A 20,457-nucleotide genomic window follows, 5' to 3' on the forward strand; every position below is an offset into this window, starting at 1 on the left:
TTCGATCAGCAGCGGGCGTGCAGGTGACTGCCTGCGGGCGGATCTGCATGTATCGAAAGAAGATCAATGTCTCCACCGTGCTCGCCGGTCAAAAGCTCGGTATCAAGGAGGTCGACGAGGGAATTTGGCTGATCAGCTTCATGAGCTAAGATCTGGGATACATCGACCTGGAGCAGAGAACACTACAGACAATCGACAACCCGTTCGGCACGAGGGTGTAACCCATGTCTCCGGTACAAACTGTTACCTATGTCTCCGGGTCGGACACTATGAAAAGCGGTCCGCCTCGCGAGAGAACCTTCGAACAGGTCAAAAGCGCGCTCAAGTAGGCCGAAGGCCGATAGCGCCAGAAAAAAGTGGTGCCGCTGATAGGACTCGAACCTACGACCCCATCATTACGAATGACGTGCTCTACCAACTGAGCTACAGCGGCTGACCGGACCGGCGGATTTTTCGCCGGGCGGCGCGATGCGGATAACCGGCAATCGCGGAAAGCCCAAGGGCATCACCCTTGGAATGGGCCGCTTGATACCGGAGCGCTTGCAAAGATGCAAGAGACTTTCGCCCCCGTCCGCAAGAGATCAACCGTCCGATCGACCGGCGACGTCCCCGGCCTCCGGCATAACCTCTGCACAATCCCGCCAAAAGGCCGGATTCAGTTGAAAAACCGGGGCCGCGGCTCCTTGGGCTCTTCTTCCTCGTCGTCCGTTCCCGGATCGTCCGGCATGCGCGAAAACGGAAAGGCGATCGGCTTGTCGAGTTCCTCGGCCGTTTCCAGGGTTCTTGCCTCCGACCCCTTGGACTTTTCCGGGTTTGCTTTGGCGTTGTCCACCTCGGCTTCGGCCTTCTTTTCAGCGGCTTCTTCGGGTTTCTTTTCCACGACCTCCGTTTCGGACGTCTTTTGCTGCGAAGACGGCTCGTCGACCGCCTCAGGTGCAGCATCGGTTGGGGTTTCCGGCAGGTCCTGGACCGGCTTCACATGGCCGACATCGTCGGTCGTGCCTTCATAGCCTTCCTTGACCGCCTGGACGGGCGTGTCGGGTGTTTTGGGGTCCGGCTCAGTCTTGACGGCCTCGGTCTCCTTAGCGTCATTCTTTGCGGCAGGCTTCGCCGGTTCGGCCTGAAGTTCGAGATCCGCGATTCTCTCCGGGTTGGCAGTTTCCGTAGACCCGGCCATCTCCGCCTGTTCGGGGGCAATCGGAGGCTCGACCGCCGCGCGCGTGGGCTGAAGGACAGGGGCTTCGAAAAGCGCATCCTCGATGGTTTCGCCCGCGGACGGATCCGGCAGACCGCTCGGCGTTTTCCACTCGAACGCATCGAGACGACCCGTAACCGGCGACACCGGCTGCCATTCGGCCGACACCACGCCGTCGGCGACCCACGCCTTGTCCTGCGGCGCGCGAACCGCGCGCGACAGCCAGTCGCGCATCCGGCCCTTGTCGCCGTGTTCGGCTTCTTCCAGTTCCGCCATCATCAGGAAGGCAGCCCGCATCGGTTCCGACCGCAAGACATTCTTGAGCTGTTCGCGCGCCTCGTCGAATTCGCGTGCATCCATGGCCGCCCGCGCCACCGCAAGGGCGCCGACGCTGGTGTTGGCGCGCAGCGCCGCCAGCGATTTCACCCGTTTCAACCGGTCGACGGCCGAATCGCCGGTGCGCACATGAGAGTAAGCCTCGGCCAGGTCCGGATGGGGCGACAAACGCCAGGTCGCCTCGATGATTTTCGAGGCCTTGCGGATATCGCCGCGCCGTGTCGCAAGGCGCGAAGCGATGACGGCGGCGGGCACCAGATCGAGGGCCAGGCCATGTGCCTCCTTGGCCATGGTGTAGGCCCGTTCCGGCTCGCCTTCCTCCAGCTTCTGTGCCAGGGCGGTCAGAATGACGGCCCGGTGACGGCGGTAGGTCTTCTTGTCGATCAGTTTGGAGGTGTAATTGCGCTCCAGCGTCGCCAGCGCCTGTTCCCAGTGGCTGGCAACCGCCTGGTAGCCGAGCACGGCCTTGCCGGCCCATTCCAGACCGGGCACAGCCTTGTTGGCTTCCTCGGCATAATGTCGGGCGGCGACCGGTTCGTTGTGCCGTTCGGCCTCGATGAACAGACCATGGAGACCGAGTGCGCGGGTCTCCGGATCGTCGAGCATCGCCTCGAACCGCCCACGGGCCTCCTCGTCCTTGCCGGCAAGCTGCGCGGTCTGGGCCAGAAGCAGTTTCGTGGCCGGTTCCTCTTTCAGAAGCTTGTCCGCATCGAGCCCGTGTTTACGGGCCAGTTTGGCATTGCCGGTGCCCAGCGCGATCAGACCGCGCGACAGGGCCTGGTAGCCCTTGTCCTTGCGCCGGCGGGTGAAGAACCGCGACGCGATCTTCGGCGACCTCAGAATGACCAGCACCAGCCAGACGGCCGCAAGGAACAGGGCCAGGGCGATGCCGACCACAAGCGCCACCACGACGGGCGGCTGTTCCCAGACATAGCCGTCCCAGCTGATCGATATCACGCCGGGCAGATCCGCCATCCAGGCGAAGCCCAGCGCAACGGCAAACAGCAGGGCAAAAAAGATGAGGACGCGGATCATTGCGTTCGCTCCTTCAAGATCAAACCGGCGTTCTGCCGGCCGGTCATCGATACCATACGCGGGAAGCCGATCTCCCCGCGCTTGAAAAACGTTAGCTGTCCTTGCCACCAAGCATGGACAGGACTTCCTTGGAGGCCGCTTCGGTCATGCGGTCGACGGTCACCCGCGCTTCCGCGCGCGCAGCCCAATCGGCACCGGCCTTCTGCGCCACCTCGGGAAGCGCCTTGTAGGCCTCCAGACCTGCGGCAAGGTCGCCGCGCTTCACGGCGTTTTCCATCCGGCGCAGAACCGCCTCGGGCCCGCTTCCGTTTTCATCTCCCGGGCCACGCACCGCGACGATCGATTTTGCACTGGCCAGGAAGTTGTCCAGAAGATCGCCCGACCGGTCGGGAGCGGAAAACGCGGCATACATGTTCCGCGCAACCCCTGGGAATTCCGCGATCAGGACGGAGGCCGGCGCCACACCGGTCTGGGCGTGGGCCTCAAGCACCGCAAGATCCGTATCCTTGGGCAGGCCCGCCTTGACCGCCGCGAGTTCGGTGGTGAACGGCCGGCCGGAATCGACGGCCGATTTCAGGGCGGACACCGACAGGGCCCTGGCTGCAACCTCGCGCGCCGTCGCATCTCCCATGGTCGCTTCGACCGCGGCGAGGCGTTTGGACAGCGCGTCCAGTTCGCTGCGCACGTCTTCAAGGCCTGCCTTGCCTGCCTTCGAAACCGTTTCGATGTCGGAGGAGAGCGTCGCCAGCGTTTCGGAGGCCCGCGCCTGACTGTCGGCGAGGGTTTTCAGCGACACGTCCGAGGTCGTCACCGCCGTCTGGGCGGCCTTGGCCGTCGCTTCGACGTTCTTGAGCCGCGTCTCGATTTCCGAAAGCGACGTCTTCAGATCGCCAACACTGGTTTCCACGCCGGAAACCGTGCCGGAAAGCTGATTTGAGGCGCTAACGCTTTTCTCCAGCGCCGCAAGCCGGTCATCGATTCCTTTGACCGCTTCGGCCGTTCCCGAGGCTTCCCCGCCGTTGGCCGTGGACGCCGGCAGGTTCGCGACCCTCTCGCGAAGCGAAGCAAGCTCGGATTTCAGTTGCGAAAGTTCAGGCGCAAGATCGGTGCCGGCGCCATCGGCCATTTCGCCGACCGATTTTTCCAGCGCTGTCATGCGGTCGGAAAGACCGGTCACCAGGCCGCGAGCATCGTTGTTCCCGGCCGCCTTGGAAAGATCCGCGATCTGGCTTTCCAGATCTCCGATCTTGCGTTCGGCCTGTTGGAGCATCCGGTCGGTTGCCGGGTCGATCTTGCCCTGAATGTTCAAGACACCGGCCACATGCAGTCCATAAGCTCCCGAAAGCACCACAATCCCGCCACAGATGGCTGCGACCAGAACGCCGAACACGCCGACGCCGCCGCCTTCCGGGGCACGCGGCGGCTGGGCGGTGGAGCGCGTTCCGCTTCCCTCCGACGAAGACGAAGCGGACCCAGTGGACGATGCCTTCGGCGCACTGTCCGTGGCCTTGTCGAAGGAAGACCCGCTGGCGGTGGTCTTCGACGCTTCCGACGGTTTTGAGGCCGACGCGGACGTGGAGGCCGTCGTGGAAGTTGTCTGGCCGGCACCGGCAGATGACCCGGAGGAACCGGCTGCCGGCTTGGTCGCACTTGCGGACGATGCGGTGCCGGAGGGCTTTCCGGTCGTATCGGCAGTGGTTGAAGAGGACGGCTTTGACGACGTCGTCGAGGTCGCTGAAGACTTGGTGGACGATGATGTAGATGAAGATGCGGGTGCCGCCGGCTTGTCGGCAGACTTGGCAGCGACTTTTTCCGGCTTCAGGTCGATCGTGACCGGGCGCTTGGAGCCAGAGCCGCCCGAGGCGGACTGCGATGTGGAACCGGTCGTTCCCGACTTCGGCGCCTCGCCCGAACCGGCTGTGCCGGAAGAGGAAGATTTGCCGTTGGCCGGGTCTTTGTCAGATGCCATTTCAACTCCTCCTTCCCCGTTTCAGGGGTATCTCATTCCACTATACACACCTGCCCGCCAGAAAATACCGTTGCGAGAGACGCATTTCCGCAGTGCGGCAATCAGGACTCTCCCGGATTGGGTTAACAGCTGTTTAAGGCAAGCGTCAGTAATGCATCCTCACTTGGGTGCGCCGCGGTTTCGACACGAGTATAGACCGCCAAGGGTTCGCCGGCCTGCGGCGAAATTGCGAAGATCCTTATTTTTTTGAGCAGCCCGGCCGAATCCACGGTTTCCAGCACACTCAGGAATGCCTCCCCGCTCCGCCGCGAATATATCAGCACTCCGTCGATATCGCCCTCCCGCAGGCGATCCAGGACGGCCGCCGGCATTTGGTCCACCGGGTTGGTCTCATAGACGATGACGGGATCGCAGCGCAGGCCACGCGCGGCCAGGTTCCCCTCCAGATCTCCTGCCCGGTCTTTGGCGCACGGATAAAGCAGATGGCCTTCCGGCTGACGGTCGGCAATCAGGCCGGCCAGCGCAAGCACATCGCCATCGGCCGAAGCAACGTTCCCAAAACCGGCGGCTGCCATCGCCGCTGCCGTACGCTCCCCCACCGCGAACACCGGCAGAGCTTGAAGGTCCGAAATTTGCCGGTGCTCTTTCAGGATCCCGGCCACCCGGCTGCTTGTGACCGCAAGTCCCGTCACACCGGTGAGATCGAATCTTGCAGGCGCGGTCGTCATGGTCTCCAGCATTGGCGCTTCAAAGGCTTCAGCCCCCAGGGCGCGGATGCGGTCCGCCGTCTTGCGGCATTCCGGTTGCGGGCGTGTGACCAGGAGCCGCAAGACCGATCCTCAATCCGCCAGGAAACCGGGACCGGCCATGGCCTTCAGGGCCTCGCCGGCTTCACGCCCGATCATCGCGGCATCGGAAACGGATCCTTGCCGTTCAACGCTGTGTACTTCCGACCCGTCCGGCTTCAGGACGGTTCCCCTGAATAAAATTTTCTCGCCGTCCACGAGCGCCAGACCGCCGATCGGCGTCCGACAGGAGCCGTCGAGGACGGCCAGGAACGCCCGTTCCGCATCGAGCCGGACCTGCGTCTCCGGATCGTGGATCGCGGCAAGCAGCCTGAGGGTTGCGTCGTCGTTCTCCCGGCTTTCGATGCAGATCGCCCCCTGGCCAACCGCCGGCAGGAACTCCTCCGGCTCCAGAAGACTGGTAACGACCTCGGAAAGGCCCAGGCGTTTCAGCCCCGCATAGGCAAGCAGGGTGGCGTCCACGACACCCTCTTCCAGCTTGCGCAGCCGGGTCTGGACGTTGCCTCGATACATGACGACGTCGATATCCGGGCGAAGCCGCTTGATCATCGCCTGCCGGCGCAGGGAACTGGACCCGACGACCGCGCCTTGCGGCAAGTCCTGAAGCCGTTCGGCCTTGGGCGAGATGAAGGCGTCGCGCACATCCTCGCGCGGCAGAAACGCGCTCAGGATCAGTCCGTCCGGCAGCACCGTCGGCATGTCCTTGGACGAATGCACCGCAAGGTCGATCCGCCCGTCCAGCATCGCTTCCTCGATTTCCTTGGTGAACAGCCCCTTGCCGCCGACTTCCGACAACGGCCGGTCCTGGATCTGGTCGCCCGAGGTCTTGATGACGACGATCTCGAACGCGTCTTCGGGAAGACCATGGGCTTGCATCAGCCGGGCGCGGGTTTCATAGGCCTGGGCAAGGGCCAAGGCGCTGCCGCGCGTTCCGATTCGCAAAGTTTCAGTCCCCACGTCTCACTCTCCCTGTCGCCCGCATCGCGTTCCGGCGTTTGAAATAAAATTGCAAGGACGACTGTCCTGATGCTAGAGGCCTCTTTAAAGGTAATAAACCGGCGGCATCCAACGACTTCCGTTTCGGCCGATGATACGTAACCCGAACCCGTCGGCCAATGCGGCATGATCAATGACCTCTGTCGATCCCGATTGCAACATGCGTGATCTTACCATCCTGGGAATCGAGACGAGCTGCGACGAAACCGCCGCCGCGGTCGTGCGCGGTCCGAAGAATGCCGCCGTCCTGTCGAACGTCATCCGCTCCCAGATCGACGAACACACCGAGTTCGGCGGCGTCGTTCCGGAAATCGCCGCTCGCGCCCATATCGAGGTGCTCGACCGGATCGTCGGTGAAGCCATGCACGAGGCCGGCTGCACATGGGACGATATCGACGCGGTCGCGGCAACCGCCGGGCCGGGGCTGATCGGCGGTGTCATCGTCGGCCTGATGACCGCCAAGGCGATCGCCATGGCCGCCGGCAAGCCGCTGATCGCGGTCAATCATCTGGAGGGCCACGCACTGACGGCCCGGCTCACCGACGATCTTGCCTTTCCGTTTCTGCTGCTTCTGGTCTCCGGCGGTCACAGCCAGTTCCTGCTGGTGCGCGGCGTCGGCGACTACGAGCGCCTCGGCACCACCATCGACGATGCCATAGGCGAGGCCTTCGACAAGACCGCCAAGCTTCTGGGGCTCCCCTATCCCGGCGGACCCGCCGTGGAAAAACAGGCCAGGCAAGGCGATGTGACCCGGTTCAGGCTGCCGCGCCCGCTCCTGGACCGTCCCGGTCTGGACATGTCCTTTGCCGGTTTGAAAACCGCGCTCAGGACGCAGGCCAAGAAACTCGAGCCCGTCGACGAGCAGACGGTCGCCGACCTGTGCGCAGCCTTCCAGCGCGCGGTCTCCGACGTGCTTTCGGCCAGGACCAAGACCGCGCTCGACCTCTTTCGGGAACGCTATCCCGATGTGCCGCCCACCATCGTCGTCGCCGGCGGCGTTGCGGCCAATCAGGAAATCCGGGCAGCGCTGACGCAAGCAGCCGACGAGGCCGGCGCCCGCTTTGTCGCGCCGCCGATGAAGCTGTGCACCGACAATGCCGCCATGATCGCCTGGGCCGGGATCGAACACATGCGCCTCGGCCCGGTCGATGACATGGATATCTCGCCCCGGCCGCGTTGGCCGCTCGATGCCAGGAACAGCGGTGTTCTCGGATCGGGCAAGAAGGGCGCGAAGGTCTGATTGTCTGTTTCCTGAGATCGGCGAACTTGCTAGGAAGAGCCATCCCGCCCTCCGAACGGACGTTTCATGCGCACCTATCACAAGGCCTATGTCTATCTGACCTGCGGATCGCGGCTCCTGGTGTTCAGCCAGCCCGACCAGCCGGATGTCGGCCTGCAGGTCCCCGGCGGCACGCTCGATCCCGGCGAAAGTCATCTGATCGGCGCGAAACGCGAGTTCTTCGAAGAAACCGGCCTTGATCTCGATATTGCCTTCCATCACCTCGCCGATCAGGATCTTGTCTATCGCATGGCGACCGGCGAGCTTCACGGTCTCCACAGACGCCGGCATTACCATGCCGCCATCCACTCCGTGCCGGCGGAGGAATGGGAGCATTATGAAATGATGCCAAGTTTCGGTGGCCCGCCGATCCGGTTCCGGCTTTTCTGGCTCGACCTCGATTCGGAACGAGCCCGGAACCCGGAAAATTTCTTTGCGGAGTTCGCCGCACCGCTTGACGAATTAAGAGCCCGGGTCGAAGGAACACGCCCATGAAGCAGATCAACCGGATTTCCGTGATCGGCGGCGGCGCCTGGGGCACCGCCCTGGCTCTCACCGCGGCCCGCGCCGGGGCGACGGCTACCCTGTGGGCACGGGATCCCGATACGGTTCGTGAAATCCAGCTTCGGCGGCAGAACGCGAAATATCTGCCCGGCATCACCTTCGACGAGGACATCCACGCGACAGCGGATCTGCGCGAAGCTCTCAAGACGGAAGCGGTCCTGCTGGTCACGCCGGCGCAGACCACACGGGCGACGCTGCGGGAAATCGCTTCGGCAGGCGGCTTTGACGGGCCCCTGGTGCTTTGCGCCAAGGGCATCGAGCAGTCGACCGGTGAGCTGCTGTCACAGGTTCTCAAAGACGAGCTGCCTCAGGCAGAGGCCGCGGCCCTGTCAGGCCCGAGCTTTGCCGATGATGTCGCCCGGGGCCTGCCGACCGCGGTCACGATCGCGGCCGAGACGATGGAGACCGCCAACCGGCTCTGTGAGGCCATGGCCTCTCCTGCCTTCCGGCCCTACGCCAGCACCGATGTTACCGGCACGCTGATCGGCGGTGCGCTGAAAAACGTCCTGGCGATTGCCTGCGGCGCCGTCGTCGGCCGCAAGCTCGGCGCCAGCGCTCAGGCGGCCCTGACGGCGAGAGGCTTTGCCGAGCTTTCGCGCCTTGGGGCGGCAATGGGGGCCAGAAGCGAAACTCTGACCGGTCTTTCCGGATTGGGAGACCTGGTGCTCACCTGCTCGTCGCGCCAGTCGCGCAATTTCAGCTTCGGGATCAAGCTCGGCGAAGGACAGAAGGCGGCGGACCTGATCGCCGCCGGCGGCAAGCTGGCCGAAGGCGCCTACTCGGCCCGCATTGCGGTCGAACTCGCCAAAAGGCTGAATATCGAACTGCCGATCTGCGCCACCGTCGCCCGCATGATCGACGAGGGCCTTTCCGTCGACGACGCCCTGACCATCCTGATGTCCCGGCCGCTGAAACACGAGGCGGGAACAGATTGAAGATCCGGGCGGCGAGACGTGTTTCTCAGCCTTGTTTTATCGTTGAGTTCAAAACCCTGCCAACCTAGGTTGGCGGACAAGAAGACAGATACGGTCCCGGGTCAACGACCAGGACCGCCAGCCAAGGGGGTTTCATGCTGTACGCACTGATCTGCACCGACAAACCGCATTCGCTTCAGGTGCGGCTCGACAACCGTCCGGCTCACATCGAGTTTCTGAAGGACATGGGCGACGGGCTGAAAGCCGCCGGCCCGTTCCTCGACGACGACGGCAACATGACCGGATCCCTGGTCATCATCGAAGCCGCCAACCGGGACGAGGCGCTGGCCGTTTCCCAGGAGGACCCCTACGCCAAGGCCGGCCTGTTCGAAAGCGTCGAAATCCGCCCGTGGAACTGGGCCGTCAAGAACCCGGAGGCCTGAACACGTGCGCTACTGGCTGATCAAATCCGAACCCAACAAATGGTCCTGGGAACAGCAGAAGGCCAAGGGGGACGAAGGCGAGGAATGGGACGGCATCCGCAACTATCTGGCGCGCAACAACATGCGCGAGATGAAGCTGGGCGACCGGGCGTTTTTCTACCATTCCAATATCGGCAAGGAAATCGTCGGCATCGCGGAAGTCTGCAAGGAAATTCACCCCGATTCGACGACCGACGATCCGCGCTGGGAATGCGTCGACTTCAAGGCGGTGTGCGACATGCCGAAACCGGTCACGCTGGCCGACGTCAAGGCGGAGCCGCGCCTGGAAAAGATGTCGCTGGTCACCTCCATGCGCCTGTCGGTACAACCGGTGACGGAGGAAGAATGGAAGGTCGTCTGCGAGATGGGCGGCCTGGACAGTTGACCCCGTGAAGCGCATCACCGATCCGCGCGCATTCATCGAGGCCGAGACCAGGGCGAAGCCGGTTCCCCATGCGGAGGAAGTCCGGCTTTATCTGGCAGACGAGGCCATGGACCTCTGGCAGAAGACGGAGGACGAGCTGGGCGAGATGGGCCTTCCTCCTCCCTTCTGGGCCTTCGCCTGGGCCGGCGGACAGGCCCTTGCCCGTTACGTTCTCGACACGCCCGACCTGGTGGCGGGTAAATCCGTCTCCGACTTTGCCTGCGGCTCCGGCCTTGTGGGCATTGCCGCGCTCCTTGCCGGCGCGCAGTCCTGCCACGCGGTCGACATCGACAGCTTCGCGATCGAAGCAACACTTTTGAACGCCGCGCTGAACGGCGTCACGCTTTCCGCCGAACAGGCGGACATCACCGGAGGCGATCCGCTCGAAACGGACCTGCTTTTCTGCGGCGACGTCTTCTACGACAAGAACATGGCCGACAAGGTGCTGGCCTTCCTGGACCGGACCATGGAAAGAGGCACGCCGGTGCTGGTCGGCGATCCGGGCCGCTCCTACCTTCCGAAAAATCGGCTGGAGCTTCTTGCCACCTATCATGTTCCGGTCGTCGGCGCCCTGGAAGACAACGAGATCAAGAAGACCAGCGTCTACCGTCTCTTGCCCAAAACCGGTGCATGACGACGATTGCAGCAAGGCCCGCGCAAAAAAACAGCAGGGACCCACTTTTCCTTTTCCCGGCTTGGAGTAGGTTAAGGCCAATCGCGATCAGGAAAATCACTTAAGAACTGACCGCCCACTCGTTCAAGAGTTCCCGTTTTCGAGGAGTATTCGATGCCTATTGTTAACCGCCTGGCCGATCTCGCCGACGAAATCACCGCCTGGCGCCGCGATTTCCATGAAAATCCGGAAATCCTCTATGACACCTTCCGCACCAGCGAAAAGGTTGCCGAATTGCTGCAAAGCTTCGGACTTGACGACGTCGTCACCGGCATCGGCAAGACCGGTGTCGTCGGCGTGATCAAGGGTCGCAACGGCGGCACAGGAAAGACGATTGCCCTGCGCGCCGACATGGATGCCCTGCCGATCGAGGAAATCACCGGCAAGCCTTATGCCTCCAAGACCCCGGGCAAGATGCACGCCTGCGGCCATGACGGTCACACCGCCATGCTGCTGGGCGCTGCGAAATATCTCTCCGAAACCCGCAATTTCGACGGCACGGTGGTTGTCATCTTCCAGCCGGCCGAAGAAGGCGGCGCCGGCGCGAAAGCCATGATCGACGACGGTCTGATGACCCGCTGGCCGATCGAGGAAGTCTACGGCATGCACAATTTTCCGGGCATCCCGGTCGGCGAATTCGGCATCCGCAAGGGCCCGCTCATGGCGGCGACCGACGAATTCCGCATCACCATCACCGGCAAGGGAGGCCATGCGGCCAAGCCGCACCAGACCATCGACCCGATCGTCGTCGGCTCTCATGTCGTCACAGCACTTCAGTCGATCGCCAGCCGCAATGCCGATCCGCTGAAATCCGTTGTCGTTTCGGTCACCGTGTTCGAGGCCGGTAACGCCTTCAACGTCATCCCGCAGGAGGCCACCTTGCGCGGCACGGTGCGCACACTGGACGCAGGTGTCCGCGAGCTTGCCGAAAAACGCATGAAGGCTCTGGTGAGCTCCATCGCCGAAGGCTTCGGCGCGACGGCGGAGATCGACTACATTCTCGGCTATCCGGTCACGGCGAACCACGACGCACAGACGGAATTCGCGATCGAGGTCGCCGAAGGCATTGCCGGCAAGGGCAAGGTCGACCCCGACATCGCCCCGATGATGGGCGGCGAGGATTTCTCCTACATGCTGCTGGAGCGCCCGGGTGCCTTCATCTTTGCGGGCAACGGCGACAGCGCCGGCCTGCACCATCCGGCCTATGACTTCAACGACGACCTGATCCCGGTCGGCTGTTCCTACTGGGTCAAGCTGGTCGAAACGGCGATGCCCGCGCGCTAATCAGCGCTGAAGGATTCCAACCTGGCGTCAAGACGGAATCAGGGTCGGCATTTCGCCGGCCCTTTTTCATGACCTGCGCAGAACCTTTCCCTACGTCAGGAAAATTTCGTAAGGAATTCAATAACCAAGATAAATGGTTAGGCAGCGCAGCTTCATACTTTCCAGCCTCGCTTAAGCTAATTTTCCCTCCGGGACATCGGCAATATTCACAGGTGGGCAGAAAGTGACGATCGCAAAACACGAATGGGCTGCGTCCTTGCGGTTCGATATGATTCCTCAGGTCTTTCTGACCAACGCCGACAAGGTCCTTGACTACGCACTTCAACCGATCGTCGATGCCCACAGCGGCGACGTCTACGGGTTCGAAGCCCTGGTCCGCAACGTCGACCAGCTTGGCTGTGCGACCCCCGGAGATCTCTTCGATCTCGCCCATTCCATAGACTGCCTGCCGCGCCTGGAACTCCTGCTCCGGCGCAAGGCGATCGGAAAATTCGCGAGTATTCCGCACAAGAATGCCGAAAAGCTGTTCCTGAACGTGGATGTCCGGCTGCTCGAGACAAGCGATTTTCTTATGCAGGAAACGGTCGCGATCCTGACCCAGCACGATCTCAAGACGGCGAGCATCTGCCTCGAGGTGTCCGAGGCGGGCGACACGTCCCAGATGGACAAGGTGAAGGAATTCGTCAAAAGGGGACGGTCGCTGGACTTCTCCTTTGCCATCGACGATTTCGGCAAGGGCTATTCACAGCTTCAGAACCTTTACGACTTCGAACCGGACATTCTCAAGATCGACCGGTTCTTCATCCAGTCGATCCAGTCCGACGCCCGCAAGCGCCTGCTCGTCGCCTCGATGGTGGATCTGGCTCACGTGCTTGGCATGCGCGTGGTCGCGGAAGGCGTGGAAACGGAAGCGGAACTCAAGGTCTGCCGGCAGGTGGGCTGCGACCTGATCCAGGGCTACCTTGTGGCTCACCCCTCCACACGGATCGCCGATGCCCTGCCCCGCTACGATCGCATCGCATCGGTCGCGGAAGCCCAGAAGCAAAGCGGACAATCGGATTCCGATCTGCTCCGCCGCGAGATCCGTCCGCTCGTCGCCCTGCGCGACGACGCTTCGATGGATGACGTCCTGGCGCTCCTGCGCGCCGGACGGGCCTATCCCTTGATTCCGGTCGTCAACGCCGCGGACGAGCCCCGCGGCCTGATCCAGGAAAGCGATATCAAGGACCTGATCTACATGCCCTTCGGTCAGGACCTTTTGCGCAACAAGGCGGTCAACAACCAGTTACGCAAATATGCCCACCGCTGCCCGGTGGCCGACCTGAACTCCAGGCTGGATCAGCTGATCGGAATGATCGCCCACGACGACGACACTGGCGGCGGCGTGATCATCACGCTGAAAGGCAAGTACTACGGCTTCCTGACCACCAGCTCGCTGTTGAAGATCGCCAATGAAATCCGGATGCGGGAGGCTGAAGACCAGAATCCCCTGACGAAACTGCCCGGCAACGGATCCGTCACTTCCTTCGTGATCGACGAGGCCGCCAATTCCGAAGCCGATCGCAGCTTCTGCTATATCGACTTCGACCACTTCAAGCCCTTCAACGACACCTATGGCTTCCGCACCGGGGACCGGGCACTATTGCTCTTCTCCGAACTGATCAAACGATTGGCCAGTTCCACTCGCGATTTCGCCGGACACATCGGCGGAGACGATTTCTTCATCGGCCTCAAGGACCGCGACATCGACGAGGTGGAAAGCCTCATGTCCGCGCTGCAGGCGGAGTTCCGGCACCAGGCTGAGAGCTTTTACGATCCGCAGCACCGCGAGGCCGGGTTCATCTGCGCGAGGGACCGCACGGGCGTGGAACGGCGTTTCCCGCTTCTGACCTGTTCCATCTCCATCCTGCACCTGCCGGCGGGTCTTGCGGTCGACAATCAGGATCTTCTGCTACGCCAGATCGCGACGCTGAAATATGACGCCAAGGCCGACGAACACGGCATTGTCACCGCGACCTTCGGGCACAAGCCGGATCAGAAATCAAAGGCCTCACTGCTTGCGATGAACGGGGCCTCAACGCCGGATAAAATCGCCGTTTCGCATTGACCGATCGAGCCACTGCAGGCTGTCAGTCTTTCTGTTGGGACCGGTAAACAGCACGAGGTCACCTCACCCACAGACTGTCATCGCCCGGCGAAGTCCGGGCGATCCAATCCACCTTGTCCCACTTCGGGCTGTCGAAATGAGGCTTGGGTTAAATAAAATCCCCTGCGCTGGAGACGCGCCGCTCTGGAGACGCGTGGATCGCCCGGACTTAGCCGGGTGGCGACACCAGAAGGAAAAGCCGGCGCCATTCCAACGATCAGCGCTTTGCTTCTACCTATGAATTGTATACGCTTGTGTCCAATTCTTGCATTTGCCTCGATAATGGCGGATAAGCTTTCCATTGCTCCTTTAATCACCGGCCCCCCGTAATTCCCGATCCCAATGGCGACGCTCTTCGACACCCTGCTCCCGCATCAACTGTCTCCGGCCATCTCGTTTCTGCTGATCGGGATCAGTTTCGTGACATCCGCGCTGACCGCGGCGATCGGCCTGGGCGGAGGCATTGCGCTGATCGCGGTCATGGCGAACGTCATGCCCGTCGCCGCCCTTGTGCCGGTCCACGGCGTCATCCAGTTCGGCTCGAATGTCAGCCGCGCCCTTGTCCTGTTCCGCTACATCGACTGGTCGATCCTTGGATGGTTCGCGGCCGGAGCAGTCTGCGGCGCGGCCCTTGGCGGCTCGGTCGCGGTCACCCTGCCCGCCCCCTATCTCCGCCTCGGCATCGCCTGTTTCGTCCTGTGGACTGTCTGGGGCAAACCGCCAAGGCTGGAACAGGCAAAGAAACCGGCCATGGCGGCAGCCGGCTTTGTCGCAACGCTGTTTTCGATGTTTTTCGGGGCAGCCGGGCCGATCGGCGCCAGTGTGCTGTCGACCCTGGGCCTTACCCGGCATCAGTTCGTCGCCAATCAGGGGGCGACCGCCCTCCTCATGCACCTGATGAAGATCATTGCCTTCGGCCTGCTCGGTTTCGCCTTCGCCCCCTGGCTGGGCCTGATCGTTCTCATGATCATCAGCGGTTTCTTCGGCACCCTTTTCGGCAGCCGGCTGCTCGGGCGCATGCAGGAAGCCACCTTCAGGAAGGGTTTCAAGGTGATCATGACCCTGCTCGCCCTCAACCTGCTCCGGCAGGCCGGCGAGGGCCTGTTCTTCGGTTAGTCGGCGGGTCCTGAAAATGCACCCGTCCTTTCCAAACGCTCGATTGACCTTTTCGACGCGCTAGATTGAACTCTTCACAACCGCTTCAGCCTTGCCAGAGACCGGGCAACCCGCTAACCCAAGCGCATCGAATTCTCACGAGAACAGACGGGGCGGAAACCCATGGCAACGAATAAACTCCTCCTTCTGCCGGGCGACGGCATCGGTCCGGAAATCATGACCGAGGTGAAGAAGGTCATCTCCTGGTTCAACGCGCGCGGCGGCGACACGTTCGAAACCGACGAAGGTCTTGTCGGCGGCTGCGCCTACGATGCGCACGGCCAGTCGATTTCCGAAGAAGACATGGCCAAGGCCATGGCCTCCGACGCGGTGATTTTCGGCGCGGTCGGCGGTCCGAAGTGGGACGGCGTTCCCTATGAGGTCCGCCCGGAAGCCGGTCTCCTGCGCCTGCGCAAGGACATGGAGCTGTTCGCCAACCTGCGTCCGGCGATCTGCTACCCGGCGCTTGCCGATGCGTCCTCGCTGAAGAAGGACGTCATCGAAGGGCTCGACATCCTGATCCTGCGTGAGCTGACCGGCGGCGTCTATTTCGGCGAGCCGAAGACGATCACCGATCTCGGCAACGGCCAGAAGCGCGCCATCGACACCCAGGTCTACGACACCTACGAGATCGAGCGCATCGCCAAGGCCGCCTTCGAGCTTGCGCGCACGCGCAACAACAAGGTCACCTCGATGGAAAAGCGCAACGTGATGAAGTCCGGCGTGCTTTGGAACGAGGTCGTCACCGAGACCCACAAGAACGGCTACCAGGATGTGGAGCTGGAGCACATGCTGGCAGACGCCGGCGGCATGCAGCTCGTCCGCTGGCCGAAGCAGTTCGACGTGATCGTCACCGACAACCTGTTCGGCGACATGCTGTCCGACGTGGCCGCCATGCTGACCGGTTCCCTCGGCATGCTGCCGTCCGCCTCCCTCGGCGCGCCGGACGCGAAGACCGGCAAGCGCAAGGCGCTGTATGAGCCGGTCCACGGCTCGGCTCCGGACATTGCCGGCACAGGCGCGGCCAACCCGATCGCCATGATCGCCTCCTTCGGCATGGCCCTTCGCTATTCCTTCGAAAAGATCGCGGAAGCCGACATGCTCGACAAGGCAATCGCGAACACCCTCGACAAGGGCCTGCGCACCAGGGACATCGCCTCGGAAGGCGACAAGGTGGTCAGTACGGTCGAAATGGGCGATGCCATCATCGCCGAACTGGACGCGCTCAGCGCCTGATTTCGGCAACGAAGAAGAAAAATCGGCTGTTGGCGGGTTGCCCGTCGGCAGCCTTTTCTTTTACTGACTGGCGGGAACCCGAAAGGCCAATCCGATGACCGACAAGATCACCCCTTTCCTCGGCACCTGGATCCTGGATGTCGAGGCCAGCGATTACGAACAGGGCGAGCCGCCGAAGAGCGCCACGATGAAAATCGAGGACGAGTTCGGCATGGTCCGGTTCGCCATGAGCCAGGTGACGGCGGAAGGCGAAACGGTCGACGACGAATTCTCCGGCATGCCCGACGGTCCGGAAACCAAGCTCGGCAAGAGCGGACTGGTCGATGCCATGCGCCTGGTCTTCAACGGCGACCGCAGCCTGGTCTCCGAGGCCCGCCGCGGCGGACTGACCCTGATGAAGGCGGAACGGGAACTGTCGGAGGACGGCCGGACGCTGACCGTCACCCAGACGGTTCACCTGGTCGATGTCGCCAGCTTCACCAACGTCTCGGTTTATCGTAAGGCGCAGTAGCCTTATTCACGCTGAAGGGTCTTTCGTTGCGCCGGCAATGGCGAGCGCGGCCGATCGGGCGCTTTCCGCAATCGCGTCCGATGTTTCCCGATCTGAGACGGCGCGGGCAAATGTCAACCCGCCGACCAATCCGGTGATAACGGCCCAGGCGCGGCCTTCGCGATCCTTCGCCTCTCCGTCCCTCAGCCCGTTGGCGATCAGGGAGACGATCTGTTTCATGCGGCCTTCGAACAGGGCGTTGAGCGGCGCCCCGGCGCGCACAACATCGGGCGTCAGGGTCGCCATGGCGCAGCCGCAGGCCAGATCCGAGCGATGTTCGGGGCTCAGGTAATAATCCGCAAATGCCGTGAGCCAGTCCGCCCCGTTTTCCGCCTGGAAGCGGGTGACGCCCTCCAGGACTTCATCCAGTCCCTTGGCGAGCGCAGCTTCGAACGCCGCATCCTTTGAGCCGAAATGCGCGTAAAACGCACCCGAGGTGACACCCGCGCCTTTTGCCAGCGAATCCACGCCCACGCCTGCATAGCCATGCGCCCGGAAGCCCCGCCCGGCGGCATCCACCATGCGCTTTCTTGTCTCTTCTCTCTTGGACATCATCCGGCTCTCCAATTCCAAAATATAACGATCAATACATTTTTCTTGAAAATATAGCGACCGTTATGTAAATAATAATAACGATCGTTATTTTTGTGGAAACGGCCGTTCCACGCACAACGGAGAAACCGAAAATGCCAATCCAGCTCATCGTCACCGACGGACTGATCAACCCGGACCGGCAACAGTCCGCCTTCAGCCAGCTCACCGGGCTCCTTCTTTCCCTGCACGGGCTGACCGGAAACGAATTCATGACCCCGGCCGTCATCGGCGAAGTTGCAGTCACTCCCGCCGGAAAGACCTTCGTCGCCGGAGAACCCGAACCGATCGCGGTCCTGGAACTGACCGTGCCCTCCTTCGTCCTTGCAACACCGCAGCTCAAGGCAGCCTGGATCGAACAGGGGACGGACATCATCGAAAAGGCCGCGGAGGGCAAGCTCCCCAGAAGCCGCATCTTCGCCAACGTCTCCTATGCGGTCGACGGCGGCTGGGGCATCGCCGGCAAGGCCTATTCCAATGCGGATCTCGGCGAAGCCATTCAAAACGCGGCAGCCGCCTGACCTATGGAAGGAACACAGCATGCCCATGGTACGTATCGATCACACCCGAAGAGATGATCCGGACTTCGCGGTCAAGGCCGCCGGAACGGTTCGTTCGGCACTTGAGACGGCCTTCGCCGTCCCGAGGGACGATTTCTTCCAGGTCGTGACCGCTCATGAGTTCGGCGGCGGGCTGTTCGGTCCGCAGCGCTTTCTCGAGATAGAACACACGCAGGACCTGGTGTACGTCCAGATCACCTGCGCGGCCGGACGCACGAAAGAGCAGAAAATCGCCCTGTTTCAGGAAATCAGCTCGGGTCTCGCCAGGGAAACCGGTGTGAGGCCGGAAGACGTGATCATCAACCTCGTCGAAAACCAGCGGGAAAACTGGTCCTTCGGCCGCGGCGAAGCACCCTTCGCCTGATCCCTGACGCCCGGAAGCGACAAGCTTCCGGGCGCTTTCGGGCTCCGCGCCGATGTCTGAACATCAAGGCCATCATTGACAGAACCGCCAAGCTGCTTTCGGAATGGGAAGACCGAAGCATCTGGGGTGCGGATATTGCAATTTGGTATTTTCATTTCCCTCGACGGAAGCAGGCTTCGTGCCGGCTGTCCCAATGCCGCCATTGCCGATAGACCCGGAGGGATGCATCGTTGACAGGTCCAGATTTCCCGACCTCCGAATACGAGCGACGCCTCGAACGTGCGCAGCAAGCCATGCAGGATCAGGATCTGGACGCCCTGCTCCTGACCAGCGAGGCGGACGTCCGCTACTTCTCCGGCTTCCGCACCCTTTTCTGGCAAAGCCCGACACGGCCGTGGTTCCTGGTCGTGCCGAAGAACGGCAAGCCAGTGGCCGTCATTCCGGAGATCGGCGCAAACCTGATGGCCTCCACATGGCTGGACGACATCCGAACCTTTTCCTCGCCCCATAAGACAGATGACGGCATCACCCTTCTGACCGCATTGCTGAAGAAGACGGACCGGATCGGCCTGCCCATGGGCCGCGAGAGCGCCCTGCGCATGCCGCTCAACGATTTCAAGCGCCTGAGAAGCGCATTGCACCTGAGCGAATGGATCGATGCCACGCCACTGGTGCAGGCACTGCGAATGGTGAAGTCCGAGCTGGAGATCGAAACCATTTCCGAAATCTGCCGGATCGCGTCGGACGGGTTCGGCAATGCGGCCGACCTGTTTCACGAAGGGCAAACCCTGAAGGAGGCCTTCCGCGCCTTCCGGATCGAACTGCTCAGCCAAGGCGCCGATGACGTGCCTTATCTGGTCGGCGGCGCCGGTCAGGATGGATACGGCGATGTCATTTCACCGCCGGACGACAGGCAACTCGCCGCGGGCGATGTGCTGATGCTCGACACAGGCGCCACCCTGAACGGCTATTTCTGCGACTTCGACCGGAATTTCGCGACCGGGCATGCAAGCGAGGCGGCCAAAACGGCCTATTCGACCCTGTACGTTGCGACCGACGTCGCCATCGCCACGGCCCGGCCCGGGGTCACCTGCGCCGATCTGTTCCACGCCATGGCGGATGTCATCGGCACCACCGGCAGCGACGTCGGCCGCTTCGGCCACGGGCTCGGCATGCAACTGACCGAAGCCCCGTCCCTGATTGACTTCGATGAAACGGTCCTGACCGAAGGCATGGTGATTACCCTGGAACCGAGCATGGAAGTCACGGACGGCAAGATCATGGTGCACGAGGAAAACATCGTGATCCGGGACGGACCGCCAACGCTTCTGACACGCAGGGCACCGCCCGAATTGCCGATCCTCTAGTATTCCTGCGGCAGGTCAGGCCGACTTGCCGATGTCATCCAGCTTTTTCTGTAGAGCCAGCTTGTCCAGCGACGTGATCGGCAGGTTGACGAAGATGGAAAGCCGGTTGTTCAGCATCCGGTAGGCCTCCGTAAAGGCGAGGCTCTTTTCCGTCTCGCTCCCTTCCACCTTGACCGGATCGGGCACGCCCCAGTGAGCCGTCATCGGCTGGCCGGGCCAGACCGGGCAGCTTTCGGCGGCCGCCTGATCGCAGACGGTGAAGACGAAATCCATGGCAGGCTGGCCGGCCTCGGCAAACTCGTCCCAGCTCTTGGAGCGCATGTCATCGGTCTTGTAGTTCAGCTTCTGCAAAAGTTGCAGCGCCCGCGGGTGGACTTCGCCGGAGGGATGGGACCCTGCCGAGTAGGCCTTGAACCGGCCTTGGCCGACACGGTTCAGGATCGCTTCCGCCATGATCGAACGGGCCGAGTTGCCCGTGCACAGAAACAGGACATTGTAGGTGGGTTCAGTCATTTGATTTGTCCTTCGAGA

Annotated in this window: 20 protein-coding genes, 1 tRNA gene and 1 pseudogene; 15 read left to right on the plus strand and 7 right to left on the minus strand. The window is 62.3% G+C overall.

All coding sequences use genetic code 11. The annotated features are described in order from the left end of the window. Positions 1 to 17: 17 nt before the first annotated feature. Positions 18 to 221: pseudogene (locus ACN0SO_RS20910) on the plus strand (IS481 family transposase); the annotation flags it as partial. 136 nt (positions 222 to 357) lie between these two features. On the opposite strand, the gene ACN0SO_RS20915 reads toward ACN0SO_RS20910, so the two are convergent. The 5 genes from ACN0SO_RS20915 to hemC form a co-directional block, all read right to left on the minus strand. After that, a tRNA-Thr gene (locus ACN0SO_RS20915) sits at positions 358 to 433 on the minus strand. 222 nt (positions 434 to 655) lie between these two features. Further along, the gene (locus ACN0SO_RS20920) at positions 656 to 2,566 is read right to left on the minus strand and encodes a heme biosynthesis HemY N-terminal domain-containing protein (RefSeq protein ID WP_417680716.1); all 1,911 of its coding nucleotides are present in this window, start codon (positions 2,564 to 2,566) and stop codon (positions 656 to 658) included. A gap of 91 nt (positions 2,567 to 2,657) precedes the next feature. Beyond that, positions 2,658 to 4,535 (minus strand): hypothetical protein, encoded by a 1,878-nt coding sequence (locus tag ACN0SO_RS20925; RefSeq protein WP_417680718.1) that lies wholly within the window; start codon positions 4,533 to 4,535, stop codon positions 2,658 to 2,660. A 122-nt stretch (positions 4,536 to 4,657) separates the two neighbouring features. Then, on the minus strand, positions 4,658 to 5,365 hold the full coding sequence (locus ACN0SO_RS20930) for a uroporphyrinogen-III synthase (RefSeq protein ID WP_417680720.1): 708 nt from the start codon (positions 5,363 to 5,365) through the stop codon (positions 4,658 to 4,660). Between the two features lie 9 nt (positions 5,366 to 5,374). Then, the gene (hemC, locus tag ACN0SO_RS20935; RefSeq protein ID WP_417680722.1) at positions 5,375 to 6,298 is read right to left on the minus strand and encodes a hydroxymethylbilane synthase; all 924 of its coding nucleotides are present in this window, start codon (positions 6,296 to 6,298) and stop codon (positions 5,375 to 5,377) included. A 199-nt stretch (positions 6,299 to 6,497) separates the two neighbouring features. On the opposite strand from hemC, the gene tsaD reads away from it, so the two are divergent. The 11 genes from tsaD to ACN0SO_RS20990 all read left to right on the plus strand — a co-directional run bounded on the left by tsaD (position 6,498) and on the right by ACN0SO_RS20990 (position 17,005). Continuing rightward, entirely contained in the window at positions 6,498 to 7,577 is a 1,080-nt protein-coding gene (tsaD, locus tag ACN0SO_RS20940) for a tRNA (adenosine(37)-N6)-threonylcarbamoyltransferase complex transferase subunit TsaD (protein ID WP_417680724.1), read from the plus strand. A 66-nt stretch (positions 7,578 to 7,643) separates the two neighbouring features. After that, positions 7,644 to 8,111 (plus strand): NUDIX hydrolase, encoded by a 468-nt coding sequence (locus tag ACN0SO_RS20945; protein ID WP_417680726.1) that lies wholly within the window; start codon positions 7,644 to 7,646, stop codon positions 8,109 to 8,111. After that, positions 8,108 to 9,115, plus strand: coding sequence for an NAD(P)H-dependent glycerol-3-phosphate dehydrogenase (locus ACN0SO_RS20950; RefSeq protein ID WP_417680728.1), 1,008 nt, complete (start codon positions 8,108 to 8,110; stop codon positions 9,113 to 9,115). The genes ACN0SO_RS20945 and ACN0SO_RS20950 overlap by 4 nt, the downstream gene beginning before the upstream one ends. A 134-nt stretch (positions 9,116 to 9,249) precedes the next feature. Continuing rightward, positions 9,250 to 9,537, plus strand: coding sequence for a YciI-like protein (locus ACN0SO_RS20955; RefSeq protein WP_417680730.1), 288 nt, complete (start codon positions 9,250 to 9,252; stop codon positions 9,535 to 9,537). A 4-nt stretch (positions 9,538 to 9,541) separates the two neighbouring features. Next, positions 9,542 to 9,961: an EVE domain-containing protein gene (locus tag ACN0SO_RS20960; RefSeq protein WP_417680732.1), complete on the plus strand. Its 420-nt coding sequence runs from the start codon at positions 9,542 to 9,544 to the stop codon at positions 9,959 to 9,961. Between the two features lie 4 nt (positions 9,962 to 9,965). Continuing rightward, a complete protein-coding gene (locus ACN0SO_RS20965) occupies positions 9,966 to 10,634 on the plus strand; it encodes a class I SAM-dependent methyltransferase (RefSeq protein WP_417680734.1) in 669 nt (222 codons plus the stop codon). Between the two features lie 153 nt (positions 10,635 to 10,787). Further along, positions 10,788 to 11,957 (plus strand): M20 aminoacylase family protein, encoded by a 1,170-nt coding sequence (locus tag ACN0SO_RS20970; protein ID WP_417680736.1) that lies wholly within the window; start codon positions 10,788 to 10,790, stop codon positions 11,955 to 11,957. Positions 11,958 to 12,180: 223 nt separating this feature from the next. After that, complete coding sequence (locus ACN0SO_RS20975; RefSeq protein WP_417680738.1) at positions 12,181 to 14,064, plus strand: bifunctional diguanylate cyclase/phosphodiesterase; 1,884 nt, start codon at positions 12,181 to 12,183, stop codon at positions 14,062 to 14,064. 381 nt (positions 14,065 to 14,445) lie between these two features. Beyond that, positions 14,446 to 15,219: a sulfite exporter TauE/SafE family protein gene (locus ACN0SO_RS20980; RefSeq protein ID WP_417680740.1), complete on the plus strand. Its 774-nt coding sequence runs from the start codon at positions 14,446 to 14,448 to the stop codon at positions 15,217 to 15,219. Between the two features lie 162 nt (positions 15,220 to 15,381). Further along, positions 15,382 to 16,494, plus strand: coding sequence for a 3-isopropylmalate dehydrogenase (gene leuB, locus ACN0SO_RS20985; protein ID WP_417680742.1), 1,113 nt, complete (start codon positions 15,382 to 15,384; stop codon positions 16,492 to 16,494). Positions 16,495 to 16,588: 94 nt separating this feature from the next. Then, positions 16,589 to 17,005 carry a hypothetical protein gene (locus tag ACN0SO_RS20990; protein WP_417680744.1) on the plus strand — a complete coding sequence of 139 codons (417 nt, stop codon included), beginning with the start codon at positions 16,589 to 16,591 and terminating at the stop codon, positions 17,003 to 17,005. A 6-nt stretch (positions 17,006 to 17,011) separates the two neighbouring features. Here ACN0SO_RS20990 and ACN0SO_RS20995 read toward each other — a convergent pair whose 3' ends face one another. Beyond that, positions 17,012 to 17,596, minus strand: coding sequence for a TetR/AcrR family transcriptional regulator (locus tag ACN0SO_RS20995; protein ID WP_417680746.1), 585 nt, complete (start codon positions 17,594 to 17,596; stop codon positions 17,012 to 17,014). Between the two features lie 134 nt (positions 17,597 to 17,730). Here ACN0SO_RS20995 and ACN0SO_RS21000 point away from each other — a divergent pair, with 134 nt between their 5' ends. The 3 genes from ACN0SO_RS21000 to ACN0SO_RS21010 all read left to right on the plus strand — a co-directional run bounded on the left by ACN0SO_RS21000 (position 17,731) and on the right by ACN0SO_RS21010 (position 19,926). Continuing rightward, a complete protein-coding gene (locus tag ACN0SO_RS21000; RefSeq protein ID WP_417680748.1) occupies positions 17,731 to 18,156 on the plus strand; it encodes a Tautomerase enzyme in 426 nt (141 codons plus the stop codon). 19 nt (positions 18,157 to 18,175) lie between these two features. Then, positions 18,176 to 18,559, plus strand: a complete 384-nt coding sequence (locus ACN0SO_RS21005; RefSeq protein WP_417680750.1) for a tautomerase family protein — start codon at positions 18,176 to 18,178, stop codon at positions 18,557 to 18,559. Between the two features lie 230 nt (positions 18,560 to 18,789). Next, on the plus strand, positions 18,790 to 19,926 hold the full coding sequence (locus ACN0SO_RS21010) for a M24 family metallopeptidase (protein WP_417680752.1): 1,137 nt from the start codon (positions 18,790 to 18,792) through the stop codon (positions 19,924 to 19,926). A 15-nt stretch (positions 19,927 to 19,941) separates the two neighbouring features. Here the strand turns inward: ACN0SO_RS21010 and ACN0SO_RS21015 are convergent, their stop codons facing one another. Then, a complete protein-coding gene (locus ACN0SO_RS21015) occupies positions 19,942 to 20,439 on the minus strand; it encodes an arsenate reductase ArsC (RefSeq protein WP_417680754.1) in 498 nt (165 codons plus the stop codon). Positions 20,440 to 20,457: the final 18 nt, after the last annotated feature.

Origin of the sequence: Roseibium sp., from assembly GCF_048260565.1 — a bacterium.
In the GTDB taxonomy this organism is placed as follows: domain Bacteria; phylum Pseudomonadota; class Alphaproteobacteria; order Rhizobiales; family Stappiaceae; genus Roseibium.

Bases quoted from the DNA above. Each gene is read 5' to 3' on its own strand.
- ACN0SO_RS20945 (WP_417680726.1), top strand. From the start codon at position 7,644: ATGCGCACCTATCACAAGGCCTATGTCTATCTGACCTGCGGATCGCGG.
- ACN0SO_RS21015 (WP_417680754.1), bottom strand. From the start codon at position 20,439: ATGACTGAACCCACCTACAATGTCCTGTTTCTGTGCACGGGCAACTCG.
- ACN0SO_RS20925 (WP_417680718.1), bottom strand. From the start codon at position 4,535: ATGGCATCTGACAAAGACCCGGCCAACGGCAAATCTTCCTCTTCCGGC.
- tsaD (WP_417680724.1), top strand. From the start codon at position 6,498: ATGCGTGATCTTACCATCCTGGGAATCGAGACGAGCTGCGACGAAACC.
- ACN0SO_RS20980 (WP_417680740.1), top strand. From the start codon at position 14,446: ATGGCGACGCTCTTCGACACCCTGCTCCCGCATCAACTGTCTCCGGCC.
- ACN0SO_RS21000 (WP_417680748.1), top strand. From the start codon at position 17,731: ATGCCAATCCAGCTCATCGTCACCGACGGACTGATCAACCCGGACCGG.
- ACN0SO_RS20955 (WP_417680730.1), top strand. From the start codon at position 9,250: ATGCTGTACGCACTGATCTGCACCGACAAACCGCATTCGCTTCAGGTG.
- ACN0SO_RS20950 (WP_417680728.1), top strand. From the start codon at position 8,108: ATGAAGCAGATCAACCGGATTTCCGTGATCGGCGGCGGCGCCTGGGGC.
- leuB (WP_417680742.1), top strand. From the start codon at position 15,382: ATGGCAACGAATAAACTCCTCCTTCTGCCGGGCGACGGCATCGGTCCG.
- ACN0SO_RS20920 (WP_417680716.1), bottom strand. From the start codon at position 2,566: ATGATCCGCGTCCTCATCTTTTTTGCCCTGCTGTTTGCCGTTGCGCTG.
- ACN0SO_RS21005 (WP_417680750.1), top strand. From the start codon at position 18,176: ATGCCCATGGTACGTATCGATCACACCCGAAGAGATGATCCGGACTTC.
- ACN0SO_RS20995 (WP_417680746.1), bottom strand. From the start codon at position 17,596: ATGTCCAAGAGAGAAGAGACAAGAAAGCGCATGGTGGATGCCGCCGGG.
- ACN0SO_RS20990 (WP_417680744.1), top strand. From the start codon at position 16,589: ATGACCGACAAGATCACCCCTTTCCTCGGCACCTGGATCCTGGATGTC.
- ACN0SO_RS20970 (WP_417680736.1), top strand. From the start codon at position 10,788: ATGCCTATTGTTAACCGCCTGGCCGATCTCGCCGACGAAATCACCGCC.